Here is a 24,649-nt window from a genome sequence, read left to right as displayed (position 1 = left end):
GAACGTTCTCAGCTCCGCACGTCCTGTTCGGTCACCGGCGCGATCTTGATTTCGACGCGGCGGTTGGAGGCCTTGCCTTCCGCCGTCGCGTTGGAGGCGATCGGCTGGGTTTCGCCAAAACCGCGCGTCGCTATGCGGGCCGACTGGACGCCGTGGCCGGTCAGATAATCGCCCACCGCCTGGGCGCGCCGTTCGGACAGCGCCTGATTATAGGTGTCGGTGCCGTCGCTATCGGTATGACCGTACACGTCGATATAGGTTTTGGGATATTGCGCCAGAACCGAGGAGACATCGTTCAGCGTCGGCTGGAACTGCGGCTGGACCGCGGAACTGTCGGTGGCAAAGGTAATGCCCGAGGGCATGCGCAGCACCAGATTGTCGCCGTCGCGGATCACGTCTACGCCGCTGCCCGCGGTTTCCTCCCGCAGCTTGCGTTCCTGCGCGTCCATATAGGCGCCAATGCCCGCGCCCGCGACCGCGCCGATGCCCGCGCCCAATATCTTTTCGGTGCGGTCATGCCGCCCACCGACCAGATCGCCCAGCAGATAGCCGCCCAGCGCGCCGCCGATGCCGCCGATCGCGGCCTTGGAGATGGTGCGGTTGCCGGTGTTGGGATCGGTGGTGCAGGCCGTGGTGGCCAGCATCGCGGCCAGGCTGGCCGCGCCGATGATGCGATGAAAATTCCGCATGGATGATATGTCCCTTTCTCGTGCGCCCCAACGGAGCGGATGTGGTCCCAATGGTCGACGTCAGGCCTTTGTTCCACGAGCGAACTGAACTGCGGATGATGGGATGGTTGTGAAATTGTAAGAATCAAGGTTATAGGTGGCCGCTGACCACCATGGCCACTATCCCCCCGCACGCTCCGACGCCCTTCCCCTGGGTCGACCTCGTCATCATATTGGCGCTTGTCGCGCTGAACGGCGTCTTCGCCATGTCGGAGCTGGCGATCGTCTCCGCCCGCAGGCCGCGGCTTCAGGCGATGGAAAAGGCGGGACGGCGCGGCGCGCGGTCGGCGCTGGCGGCGGCGGCCGATCCCGGCAAGTTCCTGTCCACCGTGCAGATCGGCATCACCCTGATCGGCATTATCGCGGGCGCCTATTCGGGCGCCAGTCTGGGCGGGCCGACCGGGGAGCGGCTGGAAATGCTGGGCCTGTCGCCCAATGCCGCGGAACATGTCGGTTTCGCGCTGGTGATCGGGCTGACCACCTATGCCTCTTTGATCATCGGTGAACTGGTGCCCAAGCAGTTCGCCCTGCGCGCGCCTGAGCCGATCGCCGTCCTGGTGGCGGGGCCGATGCTGTGGCTGGCCAGGATCACGGCGCCCATCGTCTGGGTGCTGGACGGGTCGAGCGCCCTGATCTTCCGCCTGCTGGGCCTGACGCGCGAATCGGATAGCCATGTCACCGCGGAGGAATTGCACCTGATCGTGGCCGAGGCGAGCAGGTCCGGCGTGATCGAGGAAAGCGAGCGCGCCATTATTTCAGGCGTGGTGCGTCTGGCCGATCGCCCGGTGCGCGAGGTGATGACCCAGCGGATGGATGTCGACTGGATCGATATCCATGCGGACGAGGACGCGATTCGCGCCAAGCTGCTCGATACGCCGCACACCCGGCTGCCGGTGGGCCGGGGCACGGTGGAGGATATTATCGGCGTCGTGCAGGCGCGGGATATCATGACCGCGCTGTTCCGGGGCGAGGGGCTGAATCTGGAGGCGCTGATGCGCCGGGTCGATGTCGTGCCCGATCAGGTCGACGCAATGGATGCGCTGGAAGTGCTGCGCCGTGCCGAGGTGCCGATGGTCATGGTCCATGACGAATATGGCCATTTCGAGGGCATTGCGACGCCCGCCGATCTGCTGTCCGCCATTGCGGGGCATTTCGTATCCGATCTCGACAGCGAGGATGAGCCCGATCTGGTCGAGCGGGAGGACGGCAGCCTGCTGGTATCCGGCCAGATGCCGGTCGACCTGCTGGCAGAGCGGATCGGCATCGACCTGCCGGAGGACCGCGACTATGCGACGGTTGCCGGCCATGCGCTGTGGCTGCTCAAGCGGCTGCCCGAAGTGGGCGATTTCATCGACGACCAGGGCTGGCGTTTCGAGATTGTCGACATGGATGGACGCAAGATCGACAAGCTGCTGATCGCGGCGCGATAGGGATGCCGGGCGGCGATGCGCTGGACGCGGTCGATGGACTGGTGCGGCGGGCTTTGGCGGAGCGCGGCGAGCGGTTGCTGGTCGTCGGCCTCTGCGGGGCGCAGGGCAGCGGCAAGTCGACCCTGGCTGAAGGATTGCGGCAGCGGCTGGAGCGCGCCGGGGTTCCGGTGGCGATTCTCTCGATCGACGATCTCTATTTGACGCGGGCGGAGCGGGAGGCGCTGGCTATCGCCGTGCACCCCTTGTTGCGCACGCGCGGGGTGCCGGGGACGCATGATGTGTCGCTGGGCTTGCGGGTGATCGAGGCGCTGGAGCGGGGCGAGGCGGCTCCGCTGCCCCGTTTCGGCAAGGCGATGGACGATCGCCTGCCGGAGGCGCGTTGGGCGCGCGCGGCGGCGGGGACGAGGCTGCTGCTGCTGGAGGGATGGTGCGTGGGCGCGCAGCCGCAGGACGCGGCGGCGCTCGCTGTTCCGGTCAATGCCCTGGAGCGGAAAGAGGATGCGCAGGGCATCTGGCGCGGCTTTGTGAACCATGCGCTGGCAGGGGATTATCAGGCCTTGTTCGCGCGGCTGGACAGGCTGGTGATGCTGGCCGCGCCGGGATTTGGCGTCGTCCGGCGCTGGCGGACGCAGCAGGAACAGGAACTGCGTCAGGCGGCGGGCGCGGCGGCAGGCATGCCGGATGCCGAGGTCGCGCGCTTCATCCAGCATTTTGAGCGGCTGACCCGGCATATGCTGGATGAAATGCCGGGGCGGGCGGATATGGTGATCGCGCTGGATGCGGCGCGGCGCGTGACAGGGATCATGGGCGCGCAGGACAGGACGACCTGAGTGCCACATGAAAAATCCTCCCCATGACCGCATGGGGAGGATTTTCAGGCCGTTAGATGTTCGGCCTGTCGGATGCTTAGTGGGCCGCGGGGGCTTCGGCGGCGTTGGATGCCGCATTGGCGCCTTCGGCCGGGGCTGCATTGTCGCCAGCGGCGGCAGGCGCGGCATCGGCGGCGGGCAGTGGCAGGTTCGAACCCTGCTTATTGAGCCAGGCGATCAGATTCGCGCGATCGGCCGGATTGCCAAGGCCCGCGAAGGTCATCTTGGTGCCTGGCGCGAATTCACGCGGGCTCGTCAGCCAATGATCAAGACTCTCGAACGTCCAGTTGCCGCCCTTGCCCTTGAGCGCTTCGGAGAAGGCGAAGCCGCCCTTGCCCTGGCCGATTCCCTCACCGACCGTGGCATAGAGATTGGGACCGATGCCGTTGGCGCCACCCTGATTGACGGTGTGGCAGGCCGCGCACTTGGCGAACACCTTCTCGCCCGCCGCGACATCCGCGCTGGCGAGCAGGGTGTTGAGGCCGGGACCAGCGGCAGCACCGCCCGCGCCTTCCGCCTCGACGCCTTCGATCGCGTAGCCCATTTTCTCGGGCCGCTCTTCATGAAAGAATTTCGAACTGACGATGGCACCGCCCAGCGCGATGATGCCCGCGAACAAAGCCCAACCGGCAGCGGTGTTGAAACGATCGCCCATTCGCTCGGATTCCCCTGGATTTCTACTCTGGCCGCTTGTTTTCGCGTCCCCTCTAGCGCGCTGCCATAATGGCGCAAGTGCGAACGTGCAAGCGTGGTTGAAAGGGTTCGTGCGCGCTTTTCATGGCTTTGCGTTTCCAGAGGATGCTTGCGCCTGTGCGATGGAGTGAATAAGCGCGCTTTTCGACCATGGAAAATTACCCCGCCCCCGCTCGCGTTCTCGTCGCGGAAATGGCCGCGAAGGCTGCGGCCGACCCGGCCCGTGCCGTCGCCTTCCAGGGCGCGCCCGGCGCCAATTCGCACCTTGCCGCATTGGGATATTCGCCCGAATGCCAGCCCTTGCCCTGCTTCGCGTTCGAGGATGCGATCGATGCCGTGCGCAATGGCGATGCCGCGCGGGCGATCATTCCGATCGAGAACAGCCTGCATGGGCGGGTTGCGGACATGCATTTCCTGCTGCCCGAATCCGGGCTGCACATCATCGACGAATATTTTCTGCGCATCCGCCATTGCCTGATGGCGTCCGACACCGCGCCGGTGAAAAGCGCGATCAGCCATCCGCAGGCATTGGGTCAGTGCCGCCATTATCTGCGCGAGCGGAGCATTCAGCCGGTCAGCTATGCCGACACGGCGGGCGCGGCGGCGCTGGTCGCGGAAACGAAGGCGGCGGGCGAGGGAGCGATCGCGCCCTATCTGGCGGCGGAAATCTATGGCCTGCGGCTGGTGGCGGAGAATATAGAGGATAGCGACGACAATATGACGCGCTTCCTGGTCCTTTCGCGCGAGCCGAAAATGCCGGCGGCGGACGTGGGGCCGGTGATGACCACCTTCCTGTTCGAGGTGAAGAATATTCCCGCCGCGCTCTACAAGGCGATGGGCGGCTTTGCGACCAACGGCGTCAACATGACCAAGCTGGAAAGCTACCAGCGGGGCGCCAGCTTTGCCGCAACCGAATTTTTTTGCGATATCGAAGGGATGCCGGGCGATCCGGCGGTCGATCGGGCGCTGGCGGAGCTGGAGTTCCACACCAAATGGGTCCGCATGCTCGGCAGCTATCGGCAGGCGCGTCCCCGCACGTGACGCAGGGCGGGGGGCTGCTATAGTCCGCCCATGGTCGCCGCCGTCATCCTGTCCGCTCTTGCCATGAGCATCATCGTGGGCGTGCGTTATCTGCTGGCAAGCGGCGGTTTTGCGCTGGCGACGCGATGGCGCAAGCCGGGCCTCTATGCCGGGCTGGATCGCCAGATTCGCACGGAGATCGGCTGGTCGCTGGCGTCGGCGCTGATCTATGGCATTCCGGCGGGCGTGGTCGCCTGGGGATGGCAGGCGCGGGGCTGGACCCGGGTTTACAGGGATTTTCACGCCTTTCCGCTCTGGTATCTGCCGCTGTCGGTGCTGCTCTATCTCGCCGCGCATGATGCCTGGTTCTACTGGACGCATCGTTACATGCATCGGCCCCGGCCGTTCCGCATCGCCCATGCGGTCCATCATGCCAGCCGTCCGCCGACGGCCTGGGCGGCGATGAGCTTCCACCCCTGGGAGGCGTTGACCGGCGCGGTCGTCATTCCGGCGCTGGCGTTTCTGATTCCGATCCATGTGGCGGCGCTGGGCGCGGTTCTGACGATCATGACCGTCATGGGCGTCAGCAATCATATGGGGTGGGAGATGTTTCCGCGATGGCTGGTTGAGGGCCCGGCCGGGCGCTGGCTGATCACGGCCAGCCATCATCAGCGGCATCATGAGGATTTTGCCTGCAATTATGGGCTTTATTTCCGCCTTTGGGACCGATTGTGCGGGACGGATCGGGGCCTGGGCAGGTTGAAGGAGGCGGCGTGAGGGCTGGGTTTCTGTTTTTGGCGTCGGCCATGGCGACGGGAGTTCCCCCGGCCGATCAGGGACAGGCTGATAAGAGACAGGCGCTCAGCATGGATGTGCAGGGCTTGCGGTCGGCCAAGGGCAATTTTCTGATCTGCGTGACCCGACAGGCCGCCCATTTCCCCGATTGCCGCCACGATCCCGAGGGGCTGCATTTCACTGTGCCGGTGACGTCGGGCGTGGTCGCGCTCGGGCGGATGGCGCCGGGACGCTATGCCATCGCCATCATTCATGACGAGAATGGCAATGGGAAGCTGGACAGTTTTGCCGGCATTCCGCGCGAGGGTGTGGGCTTTTCCCGCAATCCGGCGATCCGTTTCGGCGCGCCCAGCTTTCGTTCAGCGCAGTTCGCCCTGGCGGATGCCCCGGTACGGCAGGACATAAAGGTCAGATATTTCCTCTGAAATGATGCGGCCGGAACGACTGCGGCGCGAAAATATCCGCCGGGGCCGGTGGGCGATGTCCGGTTCCACCGTTCCAGTCGCGGGAATGGCAGGGGCCGGCGGCTTCGCCTTCTGATTTCCCTTGTTCCTATGGGGTGACGCCCCACATAAGGCGCTGTATGAGGGCGGCGAGTAACCGCGTTTGCAGCAGGAGATCATGTAGTGGCGACCCTTGGCATGAGCGAGGCCGACAAGGCATCGGTGGAGGCGTTCCGCCGCGATGTGGTGGAGCCGTCGCGCACCAGCCTCGTGATCGTCGATTTCTGGGCCGAATGGTGTGGCCCCTGCAAGCAGCTGACGCCGGTGATCGAGAAGGTCTGCGCCGACTATGCGGCCAAGGGCGTGAAGCTGGTCAAGATCAACGTCGATGAGGACAAGTTCATCGCCGCCCAGTTCCGGGTCCAGTCGATCCCGACCGTCTATGCCGTGTTCCAGGGGCAGCCGGTCGCGGACCTCAGCCAGGCGCGCACCGAGGGGCAGCTCAAGCAATATCTTGACCAGTTGCTCTCGCAGCTTCCCATCGAATCCGACGAAAAGGCGCAATTGCAGGAAATCGCGCCGCTGATCGCCATGGGCGAGGAGGTGCTGGCGAGCGGCGATGCCGCGCGGGCCTTGTCCGTGTTCCGGCAGATTGCCGAGACGGCGCCGGACAATGCCGAGGTCGCTTCGGGTCAGGCGCGGGCGCTGGTGGCGCTGGGGCAGCTGGATGAGGCGGAGGCCGTTCTGGCGGCCCTGCCCACCGATGTGGCGAAGGATCAGGCGGTGGAGCGAGCCCGCGCGGCCATCGCCCTTGCGCGCGATGCCAGGCCGGTGGCCGATCTTTCCGCCATCAGGGCGAAGGTCGCCGCCGATCCCGACGATCATGAGGCGCGGTTCGAACTGGCCAACGGCCTGATGGCTAACGGCGATCGCGACCAGGCGGCGGAGGAACTGCTGGAAAGCGTGCGGCGCGACCGGACCTGGAACGATGGGGCGGCCCGCGCGCAATTGGTGAAGCTGTTCGAAGCGACGGGTCTGGAAGACCCCTGGGTTGCGGCGCAGCGGCGCAAGCTATCCCAGATCCTCTTTTCCTGATCGCGCGGGCGTCATGGCGCGCGTCTCGATCTTTCCCCTGTCCGGCGCGCTGCTGCTGCCCGGCATGGAGTTGCCGCTGCATATTTTCGAGCCGCGCTATCAGGCGATGATCCATGACGCCATGGCGCGCGACCGGCGCATCGGCATGATCCAACCCCGCGAGGAGGGCGTGAAGCCCGCGTTGTTCGACGTCGGATGCCTGGGCCATATCACCCAGATCGAGGCGCTGGAGGGCGGACGGTATAATATCATCCTGAGAGGGCTGGCGCGCTTTCGGGTGGTCCGGGAACTGGACGTGCCGACTGCCTTTCGTCAGATCGAGGCGGATGTGGAACCGATCCGGGAAGAGGATGAATTCCTGTCCGCCATCGAACGGGCGTCGCTGGAGCAGGAGTCGCGGCGCTTTGCCGATGCGCTGGGCTATGTGGTGGACTGGACGGCGGTGTCGCAGCTGGATGACATGGCGCTGGTCAACGGGATCGCGCAGGTCGTGCCTTTCGATCCGGCGGCCAAGCAGATCTTGCTGGAGGCGGACAGCCTGAGCGAACGGGCCGATCGCATCATCCAGCTGATGCAGATCGTGGGCCGGATCGAGCGTGACGATGGAACGACCATGCAATGAGCGCGGGGATTGACCCTGTATTGCTGGCCAAGCTGGTGTGCCCGGTGACGCGCACGCCGCTGCATTGGGATGCGGAGCGAAGCGAACTGGTTTCCGAGACGGCGGGGCTGGCCTTTCCGGTGCGGGATGGCGTGCCGGTGCTGGTGGTGCGAGAGGCACGGGCAGTGGAAGGCGGATAGCCGCGGTGAATGACCGGATTGGATAGAGAGCGGACGGTCGGCTTAGCTGAGCATTCCTTAATAGGCGCCGTGTTCCTGCGCAGGCATTCGAACGAGACGAGTGGCTCGTGAGAACCCAGTCCCGCCCTCACTTCGTCCTGGCAACATCCGAACTGGGCTCCTGCCTTCGCAGGAGCACGTTACGCTTAATGACCGATAATGGTCAATTGCCGACATTTGCGCCTCCCTTCCTCCCTGGAAGGGAGGAACAGCAGTGGGCCTGCGCCGCCGCGTCTTCGTCGCTGCGCTGCCCGGACCGCCACCCACCAGCTTTTGCAGATCGATCATCGCTCTGGACATGGAAATGCCGCGCGGACCGGCAATGAAGCGCGGTTCCCATCGCGGCGCATATTTGTCCTTATAAGCCCGCAGCCCTTCAAAGCCATAGAAGCTCTCGCCATGGCGGAAGAAGAAGGCGCCCGCCTTCGCCCAGAGCGGAGACAGGCGCCGCGCCTCTATGCCCGACAAGGGCGCAAGGCCAAGCGTGAACCAGTCATAGCCTTGGCTCCGCCCCCACAGCATCAGGCGGATGAACAGGAAATCCATCGTTCCATAGGGCGCGTCGCCCACATGGCGCATCAGGTCGACCGACAATTCGCGACGGTTGGCGGTCGCCCAGATATTCGCGAAGGCGACGATGCGCCCATGTTGACGAACGATGGCGCAGTCGCAGGCGGCCATATAGGCGGGGTCGAAACGACCGACGCTGAATGCCTTTTCGCCATGCCCCTTGGCCATGAGCCATGCATCGGAAATCGTCTCCAATTCCTCCAGCAGCAGCGGAACGGCATCCGCCGGGACGATCTCAAAGGTCGCGCCTTCCCGCACCGCGCGGCGCTCCGCATAGCGCAGCGGCTTGGCATCCGCCCCCTCCAGCGTGAAATGATGCAGGTCTACACGCGCCTCCTCGCCATATTTGACGATGACGAAGCCCAGGTCGATCGCCAGCGGCAAGGCGTCGAGGCTCAGTTGATAGAGCAGCAGGCGGCCCTGCTCGGCGTCCGCCATCTCCCGCAATTGCCAGAGCAGGTCGGGCCATTCCGCCCGGTCCCCCACCGGATCGCCCATGACGATCCAGCTATGGCCCTGCACCTGATACATGACGAAGGCGCGGCCCGTGTCGGACGTCAGGAACAGCTTGTCCCCGGTGGTGGCCAGAAAAGCGTCCGTGCGCTCGGCCAGCGCCAGCGCCTCGCTGCTGGCGGTGAAGGACGGCCGGTCGGTCAGCCGCGGCGCCGTCGCCGGGCGGAACATGCGCCAGAATGCGGCGCCGACCGCCAGCACGGCGCTGGCCAGCCCGGCGCGCAGGAAGCGGGCGGCATTGGCGTGCGGGCCGAAATGCCACCACATGTCATTCTGATAATCGACATGCTTATAGGCGAAGAAACCGATCCAGATCGAAAGACCGACCGCCACCGCCAGCGTCGCGATCCACGCCGGGGTCAGCGCTTCGGCGGTGAAGCTGGTGCGGCGGTAGAAGGCGCCGCGCGTCCATTGCAACAGCGCCGCGATGATGAGGAGCGCGCTCGCTTCCTCATAGTCCAGCCCCTTGATCAGCGAGAAGACAGCGCCCGCCAACAGCAGGCCCCGCGTCATCCAGAAAGCCGCGTCCAACCTGCGATAAAGACCGGAAGCCAGCAGGATCAGCAGCGTGCCGATGACGCTCGCGGCGAAATGGGACGCCTCCACGAAGGTCAGCGGCAGAGTCCCGGTGACGATGTGCATGCGATGCTGGATCGCGGGCAGCGCGCCCGAAATCAGCAGGATCACGCCGCCGACCGCCACCAGCAGCGACAGCATGACCGGCGCCATGCCGGATGCCGCCGCCTGCGCCCCATCCAGCACCCGGCTGACGGGGTGACGCCAGCCATTGCCCTCATGCAGCGCTATGGCGATCACGCCCAGCATCAGGGGGAGGAGATAATAGATCAGGCGATAGGCGATCAAGGCGGCCAACAAAGCCGGCTTGTCGACATCCGGCAGGGTCGCGACGATCACCGCCTCGAATATGCCAAGGCCGCCGGGCACATGGCTGATCAGCGTGACGATGATCGCCAGCGCATAGGCCAGGAACAGCGTCGGATAAAGCGAGGGCGCAATTCCCGGCACCAGAATGAACAGCGCGGCGCTGGCTGCGGCCAGATCGATGCAGGCGACGCCGATCTGCGCCAGCGCCTGCGCCCGGCTCGGCAGGGCCAACCTCCACCCGAACAGGCGCGGCGCGCTGCCGGAGCGGCCCAGGGCGAACAACGCCGCCAACGTCAGCGCCATGACTACCCCGCCCGCCAGCCTTTGCCCCAGTCTTTCCCAGGGCATGCCAAGCGCGAATCCCATGACGCTGATGGCCGCGGGATGAACCAGCATCAGCATGCCCGCCAATACGAACACCCCGCCCCAGAAGGACAGGCCGGTCGAAGCGATGACGCGCGCGATATCGCCCCCTTCCAGCCCGGCGGCGGTATAGATGCGATAGCGCGCCGACCCACCGGTCAACAGCGACAGTCCCAGATTATGGCTGAGCGTATAGCTGCAAAAGGACGCCAGAGCGGCGGTGCGCCATGGCAGCGGCCGCCCGACGATCCGCAGCGCGACATGGTCGTAGAAGGTAAGCGCGACATAGCTCGCCGCAGTCAGCGCCAGAGCCGCTGCAAGCCGCCATCCGGCGATCATGTGCACGGCGTGGCGAATGTCCTTCAGCCGCACCTCCGCCAGCAGGCCATGCAGCGCCGCGAGCCCCAGCGCCGCCACCGCCAGCATGGCGGCAACGGTCAGCGGCCCCTTCCAGGCCCTGATCCGGTCGGCCAGGATCATATCGTCAACCCTTTCAGCATATGATTCACCAGGAGCGGCGCGTTCCGGTCGAAATGATGGCCGCCGGGCACGACCACCATCTCCGCCAGCCCGTGGGGAATAGAGGGACAGGCGCTGTCATTCTCCAATGTTCCACGCACGCAGAGCATGGGCAGTCCCCGCAGCCGCGCTATGGCGGGAATGGTCGGATATTGGCGGTTCGAATCCAGGTTGAGCCAACTGCTCATGTGAAACTGGAAATCGGCATGGGGGCTGAGGCCCAGCAACGAGAGCCGCCGCACCTGCGCGCGCTGTGGCGGGGGCAGGCCACCGACGATATAAGGCAGCACATCAGCGCCGAAACTATAGCCGATCAGCAGGATGCGGGGCCGCCGCCAGTGGCGCGAATAGCCGCGGATGATAGCGCTCAGGTCAAGGGCGGCGCTCTGGGGCGTGCGCTGGCTCCAGAAATAGGACAGGCTGTCGACGCCCACCACCGATATGCCGGCATGGGCGAGCTGACCCGCCACATCCTTGTCCAGCCCGACCCAGCCACCGTCGCCCGAATAGATCACCGCCATCATGTCGGTTTGGGGCGCCGCCGGATCGGTGACGATATTGAGCGGTAGTCCCGTCGGCAAGGCGGCATCGCTGCTGACCGGCGGCGCGGCGAGGAAGGGTCGGACCTGACCGAGAAGAGCCTCGTCCCTCTGCGCCTTCGACGCGATGACCAGCCTGCCGCTGCCGGTGCGGCCGACGAAGCGCACCAGGGCGGGACGCCGGGAGCCGGACAGCACGATCCACGGCGAAGGCAGATGGCGGCTGGGCGCGAAGGCGAAGCCGCGATAGGGCCGAGTGATGGCGGCGGGCTTCAGGCTGCCCGACCGGCACCAGGACCGTCCACCGCCGAGCACCGGCGCGAAATCCGCCGATATCACCGCCTTGTAGGCACCGTCGGGACCGGAGGCGAGGGTGGCATAGGCCAGCGCCGCGCCCTCCCCGCGCCCGACGAGGATCGGCTTGTCGTACATCGGCAGCCGCCAGCGATGTTGCAGGTCGCGGGCAAGCGCGATGATCCCGAAATTGGGATTGACGCAGCGGCGGGAGGCCTGGAGCGACTGGAGGAAATCGGGCGTGGAGATGCCCGCCACCAGCGCGCCGCCCATGGCCAGCGCGCGGGCGGTATCGGCGCTGGGCCGATCCCAGCCGTTCCGGCCGGACAGCATGAGGACGACGCCGCTGGGCAGGCCTTGCGGGCGATAGACGGCGACCCTGCCCACGGGTGCCAGCTTGTAGCCGCTTTCGCTGACCGTGCGGGCGGCAATGCCGGGAGCCGGGTCGGCCGCCGCCCGGGCCGGGTTCATCGCGTTGAAGGCCGGCAACAATAGACCTGCCCCCGCCAGCAGGCCGGGAATCAGCCAGAAACGGGCGTGTCCGGGCCGCATCATGATTGCCCCGGCACCCGCTCGATCCGGGTCCAGAGCTGCGACTTGCAGATCAGGCCGCCCAATATGCAACCCTTGACCCGCAACTGGCCTGCGGAAATCTGGCTGATCTGCGAACTGAACCGGCGTCCCATGTCGGGAACGAAGATGGTGCCGCGCCATTGGCCCTTGCCCTCCGCGCGGTAATCTTCCAGCAATTCGGTGCCGATCAGCCGAGGGGTGCCGCCGTCGCGCGCGTCCGCCTGCGCTTCCCGGTCGGCCCAGACGATCCAGCCGCACAGCCGGTCGCCGCAGGCCCCGGTGCGCACGGCGACATTATCATGCGGACCCAGCCACAATCCTTCAGGCGGCGACGCCGGAACGGTCGCGGCGAAGCCAGACGCTGTCGACGCCAGAAGCGCGATCGCCGCCCCCAACCCTGCCCAGTGCCTCCCCTTCGCCATATGATCCATCCTTTCCGGGAACGATCCTTGTTTCTAGGCCCGTCCAGATTGCGGGAGGCTCTGCATTGTCTGAATTTTTGGCAATGTTCGGCGGCGCGACGGGCAGGGCGCCGAGCAGGGTCGCCGCCACCCGCGCGGAATCATCGCGCAGGAAATGGCCACCGGGCAAGCCAATGACGCGAACATTGCGCTGGCGCCAGCCGGGACAGAGGCTGCCGCTTTCCTCCAGCCCGTGGATGCACAGCACGGGAACCCAGTCGAGCGCATGGGCGGCGGGCGCGGCCGGGCCGTCATTGCCGAAGTCGAACACCCCGCCCGGCGTCGCGCGGAACAGCATGCTGTCGGCAGGCACGATCAGCGCGACCATGACCACCCGTCCCCGCAACGATGGCGACAGGCGCTCCAGCCCCGCCAGCAGCATGTTGGCGCCGAAGGATTGCCCGACCAGCACTAGCCTGCGCGCGCCGGGCAGGGCCAGGGCGCGCCGTGCCGCCTGCTCCACCAGCGCGGCGCTTTCCTCCAGCGACCGCCTTTGCGCGAAGGCCGTCAGCGAATTGACGCCCAGCACCGGCAGTCCGCCCTGCGCCATATGCCCGGCGATCACCGGCCCCATCCCCGCATTGAACCCCAGATCGCCGGAAAGGAAGACCGCGACGGTCCCGTCCCGCCGGGGCGCGGCGGCCGGAACAAGGGTGAAGACCCGCCCATGGGGATAGCCAAGATAGCGGCCATAGGCGGCCAGCCCCGCCAACAGGGCCACCACCACGATCAGGCCGATCCCGCGGCCTCTTCTGGAGCGTGCGGACAAGAACATCCCCCCAGCGTTAACGGTTTTTCGCTGAACGCCAAGCTCCGGGGGAATAGAGCCGCCCTGGCGCGCGTATAGAGCGCATGAACCATGCCGCCGACCTTCGCCTTGCCGCCTCGCGTCTGCCCGCGTCCCATGCCGCCTTAACGGCGGCGCTGCGCCGCCCGCTGCGGGTCGCGCTGTTTTCCGGCAATTATGATTGCGTGCGCGACGGCGCCAATCAGGCGCTCAACCGGCTGGTCGCCTATCTGCTGCATCGCGTCCACGCGGAGGTGCGGATCTATTCCCCCACCGCGCCGCGCAAGGCATTCGATTCGGTCGGCGACATACGCTCCGTCCGCTCGATCAGCATTCCCGGCCGCCCGGAATATCGGGTCGCACTCGGCTTTCCCCAAGCCACCCAGCAGGATTTCGAGGATTTCGCGCCCGACATCGTCCATCTCTCGGCGCCCGACCTGCTTGGCCGTCAGGCACAGAAACATGCCCGCGCCCGCGGGATTCCCGTGGTCGCCAGCCTGCACACCCGCTTCGAAACCTATCTCGATTATTACCGCCTCTCCTTCCTGCGCATGCCGGTGCAGCGCTATCTGGACCGCTTCTATGGCGATTGCGTCCGAATCCTCTGCCCCACCCGGCCGATCGCGCGGGAGATGGGCGCACGCTTCGGGCCGGAACGCATCGCCATTTGGGGACGGGGAATCGATCCCGCCTGTTTCCGGCCGGCGCTGCGCGATCAGGACTTCAGGGCCAGCCTCGGCTACTCCACGGACGATGTCGTGCCGCTGTTCTTCGGACGGCTGGTGCGGGAAAAGGGGCTTGGCATCTTTGCCGCAACCATCAACGCCATCCGCGCGCAGGGACTGGCGATCCGCCCCCTGATCATCGGCGACGGTCCGGCCAGGGGCTGGCTGGCGGAGCGGCTGCCCAACGCCACCTTCATGGGGCACCTGTCTGGCGAGGCGCTGGGCCGCGCGGTCGCCAGCGCCGACATCCTCATCAACCCCTCGGTCACCGAGGCGTTCGGCAATGTCAATCTGGAGGCGATGGCATCGGGCCTCGCCATCGTCTCCGCCAATGTGCCCAGCGCGTCGGCCCTGATCGCCGAAGGGCGTACCGGCCTGCTGGTGCCGCCAAGGGCGGTCGGAGCCTATGCGACGGCGGTGGCGGGCCTCCTCCGCCAGCCCCATCGCCGCGCCGCGCTGGGCACTGCGGCGGCCGAGGCGGCAGCCCGCTTCACCTGGGACGATGTGCTGGAGGATGTGGCGCGCAGCTATGCCCATGTCCTGAACGTCCCGCTTGCCATGCCCGCCGCGCGGGCGGCATGAAACCGCCATGGTGGACGAAAGCCCAATCCCCCCGCCCGTTTCCGGGCAAAGCTCCGGACCAGTCGCCGGGCCCGGCATCAGGGACGATCTGGCCGCGATGCGGCGTTATGCCCGTTCGCTGACGCGCGACGATCAGGATGCCGACGACGTCGTGCAGGATGCGCTGCTGCGCGCCATCGAGCGGCAGGAAACGTTCCAGCCCGACCGCAGCCGCCGCCGCTGGCTGCTGGCGATCGTCCACAATGTCTTCTTTTCCGCAAAGCGGCGCGAAGCGTCGGAGGCGCGGCGCAACAGCCGCTTTGCCGAAACGCTGGTCGACCGGCTGGAACCGGAGCAGGAGGAGCATGCCCGGCTGGTCCAGATCGCGCGGGAATTCGCGGCCTTGCCCGAACATCATCGCGCGGTGCTGCACCTGACCGCGATCGAGGGGCTGAGTTATCAACAGGCGGCGGACATTCTGGGCGTGCCGGTGGGCACAGTCATGTCGCGGCTGGCACGGGCGCGCGCCGCCTTGCGGGAGCGGGAACAGGGGCAGCAGGGGACCGGCGGCCTCCGGCTGATAGGAGGAAGCGATGACTGATCGTCCGACGGATCTGGAAATTGACGCCTATATTGACGGCGAGTTGGATGTGGAGCGGCGTTTCGTCGTTGAAACCCATTTGTCGCGCCAACCCGATCTTGCCGCGCGGGTCATGGGCGATCTCGGCATCCGCAGCGCGCTTCGCATGCTGGCTCACGACCGGCGGCCGGTTCCCGGCGACATGGCCGCCATGGCGGACCGGCTGGCCTTGCCGCAGAAAAGCCGCTGGCGCCGCCTGATGCCAGTGGGGCTGATGTCCGGCGGATTGGCGGCCGCGCTCGCCATCTGGATCGTGGGGATCGAACGGCCGCCTGCCTATGTCAGCTATGCGGTGGCTTCGCACCGGATCGCGATGCTGCGCGCGGACATGCAGTCGCAGATCGAGGCGCCTCGCTTCGACGCGCGGGAAGTCGCGCTCAATACGCGCATCGCCATGCCGCAACTGCCCGACGACTGGCACGTCACGGACGTCCAGCTGTTCCCGACCGACAAGGCCCCCGCGCTCTTGATGGCGGTGCGCACGGACGAAGGCGAAAGGATGACGATCTTCGCCGTGCACGAGAAGACCGGCGCGCCCGAACATCCCGATGCCGTGCGGGAGGGCGACCAGTCCGTCGCCTATTGGCGGCGCGGCGACATGTCCTATGCCCTGACCGGCGATCAGGAGCCGAGAATGATGGACGCCACCGCCGAGGCGCTGGCGCGCATCTGAAGGACGGGAGGCCCCCGGCTTATCCCGCGAAATTGCCGGCGGTGGCGAATTCCGCGATGTCCTTGCGGCCGCTCGGCGCCTCGCGCGCCTGGAGCGCCTCGGGCAGGATCGCCTTGTCGGCAATGCGGCCGATCGCCACGGCGGCTTCGATGCGGAAACGTTCCGGAACGCCCAGTTCCGCCCGCGCCTTGTCGAACTCGACGCCCGTCATGGCATGGCTGTGATAGCCAAGCCGCGTCGCTTGCAACGCCAGCAGCGCCCAGGCCGCGCCCGCATCGAAACTATGACTGTGCGACGGCTTGAAATCTTCCGATCCGGGCGCCGCGATCAGCGTGTCGGACAGGATGAAGACCAGCGCCGATGCATTCTGCACCCAGCTCTGGTTGAAGGGCAGCAGCACGCCCAGAAAGCGGGTCCAGTCGGCACTGTCGCGGGCCGCATAGAGGAAACGCCAGGGCTGATAGTTGAAGGCCGATGGCGCCCAGCGGGCGGCGTCGAAAATGGTGTCCAGATCCTCTTGCGGGATCGACGAGGTATCGAAGGCGCGTGGCGACCAGCGGTCAAGGAAAAGCGGTTCGACGGCACGTGTCACCGGACGGGCAGCTGCTGACATGATATCTCCAGTGTAAAGAAGCGATCGCGATATCGGGAGCGGGGTCGGGAACGACAAGTCCCTCCCGCATCTTCATCGCAGATCGAGCGATGGCTCGACCGCTGGCCTGTCCCTGGACTGCGCCGGCGCGTCAGGCCCGCGATCGATCAGGACCCGATCCGGATCGCGCAGCAGTTCGCGCTTCATGGCATCGCTCCAGCGGCCCCAATGCCGGCCGATCGTCGAGCGCCATTCCATATATCCTCTCCCTGCCGAATCGAGACGGCTTATCTAGTTTGCAAGTAGAGATTTGTCTTTCAAGCTTTGCTCGTCGGTTGGTTAGAAAAGCTTGATCGGGCGTGGCGTGGTCCATGCCGCCCGCTTCTCGCCGAGCATCGATCATGACCAATATTTCATGAACGGCCCATCGGCCCGGCAAGGCAGGTTGCGTACAGCCAGGCCCTCAAACAGGGCAGCGCGCGACATCATGAGCAGACCGATTTTCTTCGATCCCACCGGCCGCAGGGGCCTTTGGGCGCGGCGCCTGCTGGCGGGCGGATTGTTGTCGATCCTGCTCGCCGCCATCGCCTTCGCCACCACGCTGGTCGCCGTGCCTTCCGAACGCGATCTGGCCCTCCCCCTGCCCCAACCCCATGCCGCGCGCCTGTCGGGCATCTCCACCCTGCGCCGCGACATCGCGAAATGGCTGCCGCATTGGGGCAAGGCCCATATCCGGGCCAGGCCGCTCAATGTCGGCTTCTACCTGCCGGGCGATGAAAGCAGCATCGCCTCGCTTCGCCGCCATGTGGGGCAACTGGACTGGGTGGTCCCGGCGCTCGTCAACGTGCCCGGCTCCGGCAAGCCGCTCCGCTTCGCCGCCGATCCCGTATTCGACCGCATGATCGCCGCCATGCCCCGTCCGCCCAAGGTGCTGCCGATGGTGCAAAATCTGGGGCAGGACAGCTGGGATGGCGCGGGCGCGGCGCGGCTGCTGCGCGATCCCGCCGCTTCGCAGGCACTGGCACGCCAGCTCGGCGCCTATGTCGTCCGACGCCACGAGGCAGGGCTGGTCATGGACTTCGAATCGTTGCCCGGCAGCGCCATGCCCGCCTATCTGCGTTTCCTCCACATGCTGCGCGCCGCCCTGCCCCATGGCGCCAAGGTCGCGCTGACCGTGCCCGCGGGCGAGGAGGACTGGCCGCTCGCCCGCTTCGCAGCCATCACGGATCGCGTGATCCTGATGGATTATGACCAGCATTGGCAGGGCGGCCAGCCGGGGCCCATCGCCGCGCAGGGCTGGTTCGCGCGGCAGGCCGAAACCGCGCTGCGCGAGATCGGCGCCAATCATATCATCGTCGCGTTGGGCAGTTATGCCTATGACTGGCATGGTCCGACCAAGGGCATGAGCGCGGAGGCGCTGTCGCTGGACGAGGCCTGGCTTGCCGCGCATGACAGCGATGCGCGCCCGCTCTACGACGCCGCCAGCGGCAATGCGGGCTTCGCCTATGACGAGGCGGGACAGCGCCACCAGATCTGGATGCTGGATGCCGCGGCCAGCTGGAACGAATTGCTGATCCTGAAGCGGCTGGGCATTCAGAGCGTTGCGCTGTGGCGGCTGGGCAGCGAGGACCCCGGCATTTGGGCGGACCTGACCGCCTGGCGCAATGGCGGCCGCCCCAATCTGTCCACCATCGCCAGCACGCTCAACACGGACGTCGAAGGGACGGGCGAGATATTGCGCATCACCGCCACCCCGACGGAAGGGCGCCGCGCCATCGGCTTCGGGCCGCAGGGAACGATCGAGCATGAACGCTACGCCACCCTCCCCACCCCCTATCAGGTACAGCGCGCCGGCGGGCAGGACCCGAAAATGCTGGCGCTGACCTTTGACGACGGGCCGGACCCGGACTGGACGCCCAAAATCCTGAAGGTGCTGGAGCAGACACATACGCCCGCGACCTTCTTCGTGATCGGGGAAAACGCTCTGGAACATCCGGGCTTGCTGCAACGGATCGTCGCGGACGGGGATGAGATCGGCAACCACACTTATGACCATCCCAACCTCGCCACCTGGGGCGACGAGCCGACGCGCCTTCAGCTCAACGCCACCCAGCGGCTGGTGCAGGCCTATACGGGACACAGCATGCGGCTGTTCCGCGCGCCCTATTTCGGGGATGCCGAGCCGACGACGGCGGACGAACTGGAACCGGCGCTGGCGGCGCAGAAGCTGGGCTATACGGTCGTCGGCCTGCACGTCGACCCCAATGACTGGCAGCGCCCCGGCGCCGATGCGATCGTGCGGCAGGTGGTGGATCAGGTCCACTCCGCCGATGCCGACCGGTCGGAAAACGTCATATTGCTGCATGATGGCGGCGGCGAGCGGTCGCAGACGGTCGAGGCGCTGCCCCGCATCATCGCGCGGCTCCGGGCGGAGGGCTATCGCTTCGTTCCGGTGTCGCAGCTCGCCGGGCTTCCCACCCGGGCCGCCATGCCGCCGGTCAAGGCCGGCGACCTGCTGGCGGTGCGCGTCGATGTCGCCGTGTTCATCGTGCTGGCGGCGCTCTCGGCCCTGCTCGGCTGGATCTTCTATGTCGCGATCTCGCTGGGGCTGGCCCGCGCCGTACTGATGACGCTGCTCGCCTGGTTCCAGGCGGGCCGGCGGCGCCCCATGCCGCCGGAACACCAGCCGACGGTATCGGTCATCATCCCCGCCTATAATGAAGCCCGCGTCATCGAATCCTCGATCCGTCGCGTGCTGGCCAGCGACTATCCGGGCCTGCAACTGATCGTCGCCGACGACGGGTCGAAGGACGCGACCAGCGCCATCGTCGCGCAGGCCTTTGCCGACGATCCGCGCGTGATGCTGCTGACGCTGCGGAATGGCGGCAAGGCTTCGGCTCTCAATCGGGCGCTGGCGCAGGCGGAGGGCGAGATCATCATCGCGCTGGACGCCGACACCCAGTTCGAGCCGCAGACGATCCGCCGCCTCGCCCGCTGGTTCGCTGACCCGGCCGTCGGCGCGGTCGCGGGCGACGCGCGGGTGGGCAATCGCGTGAACCTCGTCACCCGCTGGCAGGCGGTCGAATATATCACCGCGCAGAATCTGGAACGCCGCGCACTGGCCGGGTTCGACGCCATGACGGTGGTGCCGGGCGCGGTCGGCGCCTGGCGGCGGGCCGCGCTGGACGCGGTGGGCGGCTATCCCGAAGACACTCTGGCGGAGGATCAGGATCTGACCATCGCGATCCAGCGCGCGGGCTGGCGCGTCACTTACGATCCCGAAGCCGTCGCCTGGACCGAGGCGCCCGAAAGCTTCAAGGCGCTCGCCAAGCAGCGTTATCGCTGGGCGTTCGGCACGCTGCAATGCCTGTGGAAGCATGGCGGCATATTGCGCAGCCGGCGGCCCACCGGGCTGGCCCTGGTCGGCATGCCGCAGGCCTGGCTGTTCCAGATCCTGTTCGCGGCGATTTCCCCGCTGATCGACCTGGCGCTCGTCACCTCGATCATCGGCACCGCCATCCGGGTCCGCCAGCATGGCTGGGCGCAGACCAGCCATGACGTGTGGATGATGGGAATTTACTGGCTGGTCTTCACCGCCATCGACATCGCCTGCGGCTGGGCAGCCTACCGCCTGGACAATCGCGACGTGCGCTATCCGCCGCATTTGCTGGTGGCGCAGCGCTTCGTCTATCGCCAGGTCATGTATTGGGTGGTGGTGCGGGCCATCGCATCGGCCATCGGCGGCTGGGTCGTGGGCTGGGGCAAGCTGGAGCGGACGGGGCGGGTCGCCGTCGCGCCCATTCCGTCCGGGGCATGAACAAAGCTTAACATGACTTGGCCCCCCATGCGGATCATCTTTCGCCCGGCGGCAGAAAGTCAGACCTCGCGCCGCCGGCAAGTGAAGGAGATGATCCATGAAAATCCTGGTCTTCCCTCTCGTCGCTCTGGGGCTCGCCACCGCGGCCATGGCCCAGCCGCCTCAATCCAGCCCGCCCAAATCCTACCCGCCCTGTTCCAAAAGCGTGACCGACGAATGCATGAGCCCGTCGCACGGTGCCGCGCGCCATGCCGCGTCGCGTCCCGCGCATCATCGCAAGCTGGCGGCGCGCCATGCGCACCGTCACATGGCCCATGCCGCCAACCATGGCATGAAGGCGAAATCATCCTGATCCTTCCGGGGAAGGATGCGCTCCCAGCGTCCTTCCCCGGCGCGGGAGAGTGAGGCGAATGGCCAAGCGCTCGATCGACAGGAACGCAACCGGGCTGCTGCTCGCCGCGCTTGCCCTGTGCGCGCTGGTGATGAGCAGCGCCTTCTTCCTGCATCTTCGCCGGGCCACGGACGGCCATTTCGAAGCCGCCGCGGCCAAGGCCCGGGCACTGCCCGGCATCACGCTCACCGACAGCAACCTGCCCGGCGGCAATCCGGGCGTCATCGTCACCAGCATGGAAACCGACGGTCAGGCCGCGCGGTTGGGCATCAGCGTCGGCGACGGCGTCGTCAGCCTGAACGGCACGCCGATAAGCTCGCTGGATCAGGCCAGCAGCTATCTGTTACACCATCCCCAGCCGAAAATTGCGCTGGGGCTGAAACATGCGGATCAGACGCGCGTGGTGATGCTCGACCGGCCGGAAAGGGGACAATGAGCCACAAGATATTGGTGGTGGAAGACGATGCGGCCACGGCTGCCTATGTCGCCAAGGGCATGGGCGAGGCCGGCTTCACCGTCGATCAGGCGGACAATGGCCGCGACGGCCTGTTCCTGGCGAGCGACGGCAGCTATGGCGCGATCATTCTGGACCGGATGATGCCTGCCATGGACGGCATGGCGATGCTCAGGGCCCTGCGCGCGGCGGGAATCGAAACGCCGGTCATCATCCTGTCCGCCCTGGGCACCCCGGAGGACCGGGTGGAGGGCCTGACCAACGGCGCCGACGATTATCTGGTGAAACCCTTCGCCTTTGCCGAACTGCTCGCCCGCGTGCAGCTCCTGCTGCGCCGGGGCGGCAGCGGCAGCGCGGTCGTCACCCATCTGCGCCATGAGGATCTGGAGATGGACCTGCTCTCCCGCCGGGTGAAGCGGGGACCGCGAACCATCGACCTGCAACCGCGCGAATTCCGCCTGCTGGAATTCTTCCTGCGCCATCCCGATCAGGTTGTGACACGCACCATGCTGCTTGAGGGGGTGTGGGATTATCATTTCGACCCCGGCACCAATGTCATCGACGTCCATGTCAGCCGCCTGCGCCGCAAGCTCGATGAAGGCGGGGACGGGGCCGGCTCCCGGCCGCTTCTGCATACGGTGCGCGGCATGGGGTATCGGCTTGGCCCGGAGAACTGACGGATTTCGCCGCCGGTTCGGCTTTGCCCGCTCGACCATCGGACGGTTCGTCGGCCTTGCCTTTCTCTGCCAGTTTCTCGTGACGGGCGGCGTGCTGCTGTTCGTCCAGCAGGCAAGCCAGCGCACCGTCGTCGCCGCCGACCAACAGGCGGTCGAGGATGCGCGCGACGATCTTCTGGCGATCCATCGAAGCGGCGGCGCGGGCGCGCTGCGAACCGAGATCGCCCGACGCTTCCGCAGCGTCGAGGGCGAACGCGCCGTGCTGCTGCTCGCCGATGCGGCAGGACGCCCGATCAGCGGCAATCTGGGCGCCTGGCCCGCCGGGCTTTCCGCCGACGGGCGCTGGCAGATCATGTCGCTTTACCGCGTCGGCCGGGACGACCCGGAACCGATCGGCGTCATTCCGGTCAGGCTGAAAGGCGGCGGCCAGCTGCTGACGGGCATGGTCATTTCCAACAGCCTGCAACTGGCGCGAATCTATGAGGAGGCGTTGAGTGTCGCCTTCATCATCAGCCTGGTATTGGCGCTGGGCATCGCCATCATGCTGGGCCGTATATTGGCGCGGCAGGTGTCGGACATCGCCCAGACGGCCAATGATGTCGCGGTCGGCGCGCTCGACCGGCGGGTGCCGACAGACGGCAGCGGCGATGCCTTCGACCGGCTTGGGGCATCGATCAATGCGATGCTGGAGCGGATCGACGCGCTGGTGACGCAGTTGCGGATGATGACCGACGGCCTCGCCCATGACCTGAAATCCCCGGTGACGCGCCTGATTTCGGTCGTCGAGCAGGCCAGCGCCCAGACGCGCGACGACGACGCGCTCGATGCGCTGGAAAAAGTGCATCAGGAAGCGCAGACACTGCGTTCCATGCTGACCACCGCCTTGCTGATCAGCCGGACCGAGGCGGGCTTCGGCAGCGACCTGCTGCACGACACCGACATTGGCGACCTGCTGCGCGACGTGGTAGAGGTCTATGGCCCACTGGTCGAAGACAGCGGCTTTGCCCTCGACATGGAAGCGCCCGAATCGCTGGTCTTCCCGCTCCACCGCGAACTGGTGAGCCAATCGCTCGCCAATCTGATCGAAAATGCGCTTTATTATGCGGATGGCGGCGACCTCATCACGCTCAGCGCCACGCTGGAGGAGGAGCATCTGCTGATCGGCGTGGCCGACAACGGCCCCGGCATTCCCGCCGAGCGCCACGCCGCCGCGCTCCGGCGCTTCGGCCGGCTCGACCCGGCGCGCGGCAAGCCGGGATCGGGGCTTGGCCTGTCCCTGGTGGAAGCGGTGGCGCGGCTGCATCATGGCGCGGTGACGCTGGCGGATAATGGCCCCGGCCTGCGGGTCCTGCTGATGCTGCGAAGGCCCTGAAGAGAAGCATCCCGGGCGGGAGCCTGATGCGTGCAGTTCATCCGACCGCCGCCCGGGATGCCAGCCGTTGCCTTGCTTGGAGAGTATGACAACGTTGTCCTAAATCCCTAGCGCGGTACGGCGGATCGATCAAGAGGGATTTCGTGCGTTGATCGCGGGATGCGAGGAACCGGCGAGATAATCATGCGGGTAAACGTTGTTCCCTCCCGCAATCGTCCGTGGCAAGTACCACCCATGACCCCTGCTTTCTCCCTTTGCCGCGCCTGATGCCCAGCATTCACGACGTCGCCGCCCTCGCCCGCGTATCGATCAAGACCGTGTCGCGCGTGGTCAACCGGGCGCCCAATGTCAGCGATGAACTGCGCGAGCGTGTGACGGCGGCGATCCGCCAGCTCGATTATCGCCCCAACCAGTCGGCGCGGCGGCTGGCCGGTGGGCGATCCTTCATGATCGCCTTCCTCTACAACAACCCCGCTTTCTCCTATAATAGCGGCATCCAGTCGGGCGCGGCGAGCCGATGCCGGGACCTGGGCTATCATCTGGTGGTCGAACCGATGCCGCTGGCGGGGGAAGAACGGCTGGAGATACTCGACCGGCTGGTTGCCACGCTGCGGCCTGACGGCGTCTTCCTGGTGCCGCCGCTGTCCGATGATGCGCAATTGCTCCAGCGCCTGTCCGAACTGAAACTGCCCTGCGCCCGCATCGCCGGATCGGTGATGGCGGAGAGCTTCAACATCCCGACCCCTGAACGCGCAGCCGGACGGATGGTCGCGGATCATCTGATCGGCTTGGGACATCGCCGCATCGCCGTCATCACGCCACCGGCCAGCCACAAGGCCGCCGTGCAGCGCGTCGCGGGCTTTCGCGACGGTCTGGCGGCCGCGAATCTGCCGCTCGAAGACTCGCTGTTCGTGGAGGGCGCGTTCGATTTCGAGTCAGGGATAGCGGCGGGCGGGCGATTGCTGACCCAGGCCCGGCGGCCGACCGCGATCTTCGCCACCAATGACGACATGGCGCTCGGCACACTGACCGTCGCCCACCGCCTGAAGCTGCGCGTACCGGAGCATCTGTCCGTGGTCGGCTTCGACGACACGCCCGCCGGACTCACCGCCTGGCCGCCGCTCACCACCGTCAGCCAACCGCTGGAAGCGATGGGCGCCGCCGTGAGCGACGCGCTGGCGGGAGGCGCCACCGACATGCCGCAATTCAGCTTCAAACTGATCCAGCGCGACAGCTCCGGACCCGCGCCGGTTCAGGGTGCGGTCACTGCCTGAATGGCTAGTCACCTGAATCTAAAGTTCGCCACATAAAGTTTGTTCGGTTTTTTGGC

The 24,649-nt window shown here is 66.5% G+C and carries 25 protein-coding genes; 17 read left to right on the top strand and 8 right to left on the bottom strand.

Annotation, left to right across the window (positions count from 1 at the left end):
* Positions 1-8: 8 nt before the first annotated feature.
* The gene (locus RUH75_RS03220) at positions 9-689 is read right to left on the bottom strand and encodes an OmpA family protein (protein WP_313802130.1); all 681 of its coding nucleotides are present in this window, start codon (positions 687-689) and stop codon (positions 9-11) included.
* 152 nt (positions 690-841) lie between these two features.
* Between RUH75_RS03220 and RUH75_RS03215 the strand changes: the two genes are divergently transcribed.
* Entirely contained in the window at positions 842-2,158 is a 1,317-nt protein-coding gene (locus RUH75_RS03215; RefSeq protein WP_313802129.1) for a hemolysin family protein, read from the top strand.
* Positions 2,159-2,160: 2 nt separating this feature from the next.
* Positions 2,161-2,988, top strand: a complete 828-nt coding sequence (locus RUH75_RS03210; protein WP_313802128.1) for a kinase — start codon at positions 2,161-2,163, stop codon at positions 2,986-2,988.
* Positions 2,989-3,064: 76 nt separating this feature from the next.
* On the opposite strand, the gene RUH75_RS03205 is transcribed toward RUH75_RS03210, so the two are convergent.
* Complete coding sequence (locus RUH75_RS03205; protein WP_313802127.1) at positions 3,065-3,682, bottom strand: cytochrome c family protein; 618 nt, start codon at positions 3,680-3,682, stop codon at positions 3,065-3,067.
* Positions 3,683-3,870: 188 nt separating this feature from the next.
* Between RUH75_RS03205 and RUH75_RS03200 the strand changes: the two genes are divergently transcribed.
* The 6 genes from RUH75_RS03200 to RUH75_RS03175 all read left to right on the top strand — a co-directional run bounded on the left by RUH75_RS03200 (position 3,871) and on the right by RUH75_RS03175 (position 7,874).
* Positions 3,871-4,761, top strand: coding sequence for a prephenate dehydratase (locus RUH75_RS03200; RefSeq protein WP_313802126.1), 891 nt, complete (start codon positions 3,871-3,873; stop codon positions 4,759-4,761).
* Between the two features lie 30 nt (positions 4,762-4,791).
* A complete protein-coding gene (locus tag RUH75_RS03195; RefSeq protein ID WP_313802124.1) occupies positions 4,792-5,517 on the top strand; it encodes a sterol desaturase family protein in 726 nt (241 codons plus the stop codon).
* A 29-nt stretch (positions 5,518-5,546) separates the two neighbouring features.
* Positions 5,547-5,960: a DUF2141 domain-containing protein gene (locus RUH75_RS03190; RefSeq protein ID WP_313802240.1), complete on the top strand. Its 414-nt coding sequence runs from the start codon at positions 5,547-5,549 to the stop codon at positions 5,958-5,960.
* 201 nt (positions 5,961-6,161) lie between these two features.
* Positions 6,162-7,073 carry a tetratricopeptide repeat protein gene (locus tag RUH75_RS03185; protein WP_313802122.1) on the top strand — a complete coding sequence of 304 codons (912 nt, stop codon included), beginning with the start codon at positions 6,162-6,164 and terminating at the stop codon, positions 7,071-7,073.
* A 13-nt stretch (positions 7,074-7,086) separates the two neighbouring features.
* Positions 7,087-7,695 carry an LON peptidase substrate-binding domain-containing protein gene (locus RUH75_RS03180; RefSeq protein ID WP_313802120.1) on the top strand — a complete coding sequence of 203 codons (609 nt, stop codon included), beginning with the start codon at positions 7,087-7,089 and terminating at the stop codon, positions 7,693-7,695.
* On the top strand, positions 7,692-7,874 hold the full coding sequence (locus RUH75_RS03175) for a Trm112 family protein (protein WP_313802118.1): 183 nt from the start codon (positions 7,692-7,694) through the stop codon (positions 7,872-7,874). Before RUH75_RS03180 ends, RUH75_RS03175 begins: the two co-directional genes overlap by 4 nt.
* Before the next feature lie 57 nt (positions 7,875-7,931).
* Here RUH75_RS03175 and mprF read toward each other — a convergent pair whose 3' ends face one another.
* From mprF to RUH75_RS03155, 4 genes are read right to left on the bottom strand one after another with little or no spacing between them, the layout of a single operon-like run.
* Positions 7,932-10,724 carry a bifunctional lysylphosphatidylglycerol flippase/synthetase MprF gene (mprF, locus tag RUH75_RS03170; protein ID WP_313802116.1) on the bottom strand — a complete coding sequence of 931 codons (2,793 nt, stop codon included), beginning with the start codon at positions 10,722-10,724 and terminating at the stop codon, positions 7,932-7,934.
* Entirely contained in the window at positions 10,721-12,151 is a 1,431-nt protein-coding gene (locus tag RUH75_RS03165; protein ID WP_313802114.1) for an AcvB/VirJ family lysyl-phosphatidylglycerol hydrolase, read from the bottom strand. The genes mprF and RUH75_RS03165 overlap by 4 nt, the downstream gene beginning before the upstream one ends.
* Positions 12,148-12,486, bottom strand: coding sequence for a DUF2147 domain-containing protein (locus RUH75_RS03160; protein ID WP_313802112.1), 339 nt, complete (start codon positions 12,484-12,486; stop codon positions 12,148-12,150). The genes RUH75_RS03165 and RUH75_RS03160 overlap by 4 nt, the downstream gene beginning before the upstream one ends.
* 4 nt (positions 12,487-12,490) lie before the next feature.
* Positions 12,491-13,405, bottom strand: coding sequence for an AcvB/VirJ family lysyl-phosphatidylglycerol hydrolase (locus RUH75_RS03155; RefSeq protein WP_313802110.1), 915 nt, complete (start codon positions 13,403-13,405; stop codon positions 12,491-12,493).
* A gap of 77 nt (positions 13,406-13,482) precedes the next feature.
* On the opposite strand from RUH75_RS03155, the gene RUH75_RS03150 reads away from it, so the two are divergent.
* The 3 genes from RUH75_RS03150 to RUH75_RS03140 are packed head-to-tail and all read left to right on the top strand — an operon-like array spanning position 13,483 to position 16,016.
* The gene (locus tag RUH75_RS03150; RefSeq protein WP_313802108.1) at positions 13,483-14,724 is read left to right on the top strand and encodes a glycosyltransferase family 1 protein; all 1,242 of its coding nucleotides are present in this window, start codon (positions 13,483-13,485) and stop codon (positions 14,722-14,724) included.
* Positions 14,725-14,731: 7 nt separating this feature from the next.
* The gene (locus RUH75_RS03145) at positions 14,732-15,304 is read left to right on the top strand and encodes a sigma-70 family RNA polymerase sigma factor (protein ID WP_313802106.1); all 573 of its coding nucleotides are present in this window, start codon (positions 14,732-14,734) and stop codon (positions 15,302-15,304) included.
* Positions 15,297-16,016, top strand: coding sequence for an anti-sigma factor (locus tag RUH75_RS03140; RefSeq protein WP_313802105.1), 720 nt, complete (start codon positions 15,297-15,299; stop codon positions 16,014-16,016). The genes RUH75_RS03145 and RUH75_RS03140 overlap by 8 nt, the downstream gene beginning before the upstream one ends.
* Positions 16,017-16,035: 19 nt before the next feature.
* Here the strand turns inward: RUH75_RS03140 and RUH75_RS03135 are convergent, their stop codons facing one another.
* Together RUH75_RS03135 and RUH75_RS03130 are read right to left on the bottom strand one after the other, a co-directional pair.
* Complete coding sequence (locus tag RUH75_RS03135) at positions 16,036-16,629, bottom strand: nitroreductase family protein (RefSeq protein ID WP_313802103.1); 594 nt, start codon at positions 16,627-16,629, stop codon at positions 16,036-16,038.
* 72 nt (positions 16,630-16,701) lie between these two features.
* Entirely contained in the window at positions 16,702-16,866 is a 165-nt protein-coding gene (locus RUH75_RS03130; protein ID WP_313802101.1) for a hypothetical protein, read from the bottom strand.
* 229 nt (positions 16,867-17,095) lie between these two features.
* Here RUH75_RS03130 and RUH75_RS03125 point away from each other — a divergent pair, with 229 nt between their 5' ends.
* From RUH75_RS03125 to RUH75_RS03100, 6 genes are all read left to right on the top strand, one after another.
* A complete protein-coding gene (locus RUH75_RS03125; RefSeq protein WP_313802099.1) occupies positions 17,096-20,425 on the top strand; it encodes a glycosyltransferase in 3,330 nt (1,109 codons plus the stop codon).
* 97 nt (positions 20,426-20,522) lie between these two features.
* Positions 20,523-20,777, top strand: a complete 255-nt coding sequence (locus RUH75_RS03120) for a hypothetical protein (protein WP_313802097.1) — start codon at positions 20,523-20,525, stop codon at positions 20,775-20,777.
* Positions 20,778-20,835: 58 nt separating this feature from the next.
* A complete protein-coding gene (locus tag RUH75_RS03115) occupies positions 20,836-21,252 on the top strand; it encodes a PDZ domain-containing protein (protein WP_313802095.1) in 417 nt (138 codons plus the stop codon).
* Positions 21,249-21,947 (top strand): response regulator transcription factor, encoded by a 699-nt coding sequence (locus RUH75_RS03110; RefSeq protein WP_313802093.1) that lies wholly within the window; start codon positions 21,249-21,251, stop codon positions 21,945-21,947. The genes RUH75_RS03115 and RUH75_RS03110 overlap by 4 nt, the downstream gene beginning before the upstream one ends.
* A 79-nt stretch (positions 21,948-22,026) precedes the next feature.
* Positions 22,027-23,319 (top strand): HAMP domain-containing sensor histidine kinase, encoded by a 1,293-nt coding sequence (locus RUH75_RS03105; RefSeq protein WP_313802238.1) that lies wholly within the window; start codon positions 22,027-22,029, stop codon positions 23,317-23,319.
* A gap of 266 nt (positions 23,320-23,585) precedes the next feature.
* Entirely contained in the window at positions 23,586-24,593 is a 1,008-nt protein-coding gene (locus tag RUH75_RS03100) for a LacI family DNA-binding transcriptional regulator (protein ID WP_313802091.1), read from the top strand.
* Positions 24,594-24,649: the final 56 nt, after the last annotated feature.

It is taken from the genome of Sphingobium sp. (genome assembly GCF_032153725.1).
Classification (GTDB): Bacteria; Pseudomonadota; Alphaproteobacteria; order Sphingomonadales; family Sphingomonadaceae; genus Sphingobium.
The sequence above is the reverse complement of the archived record's forward strand: the minus strand, read 5'-3'. Positions and strand labels throughout refer to the sequence as shown.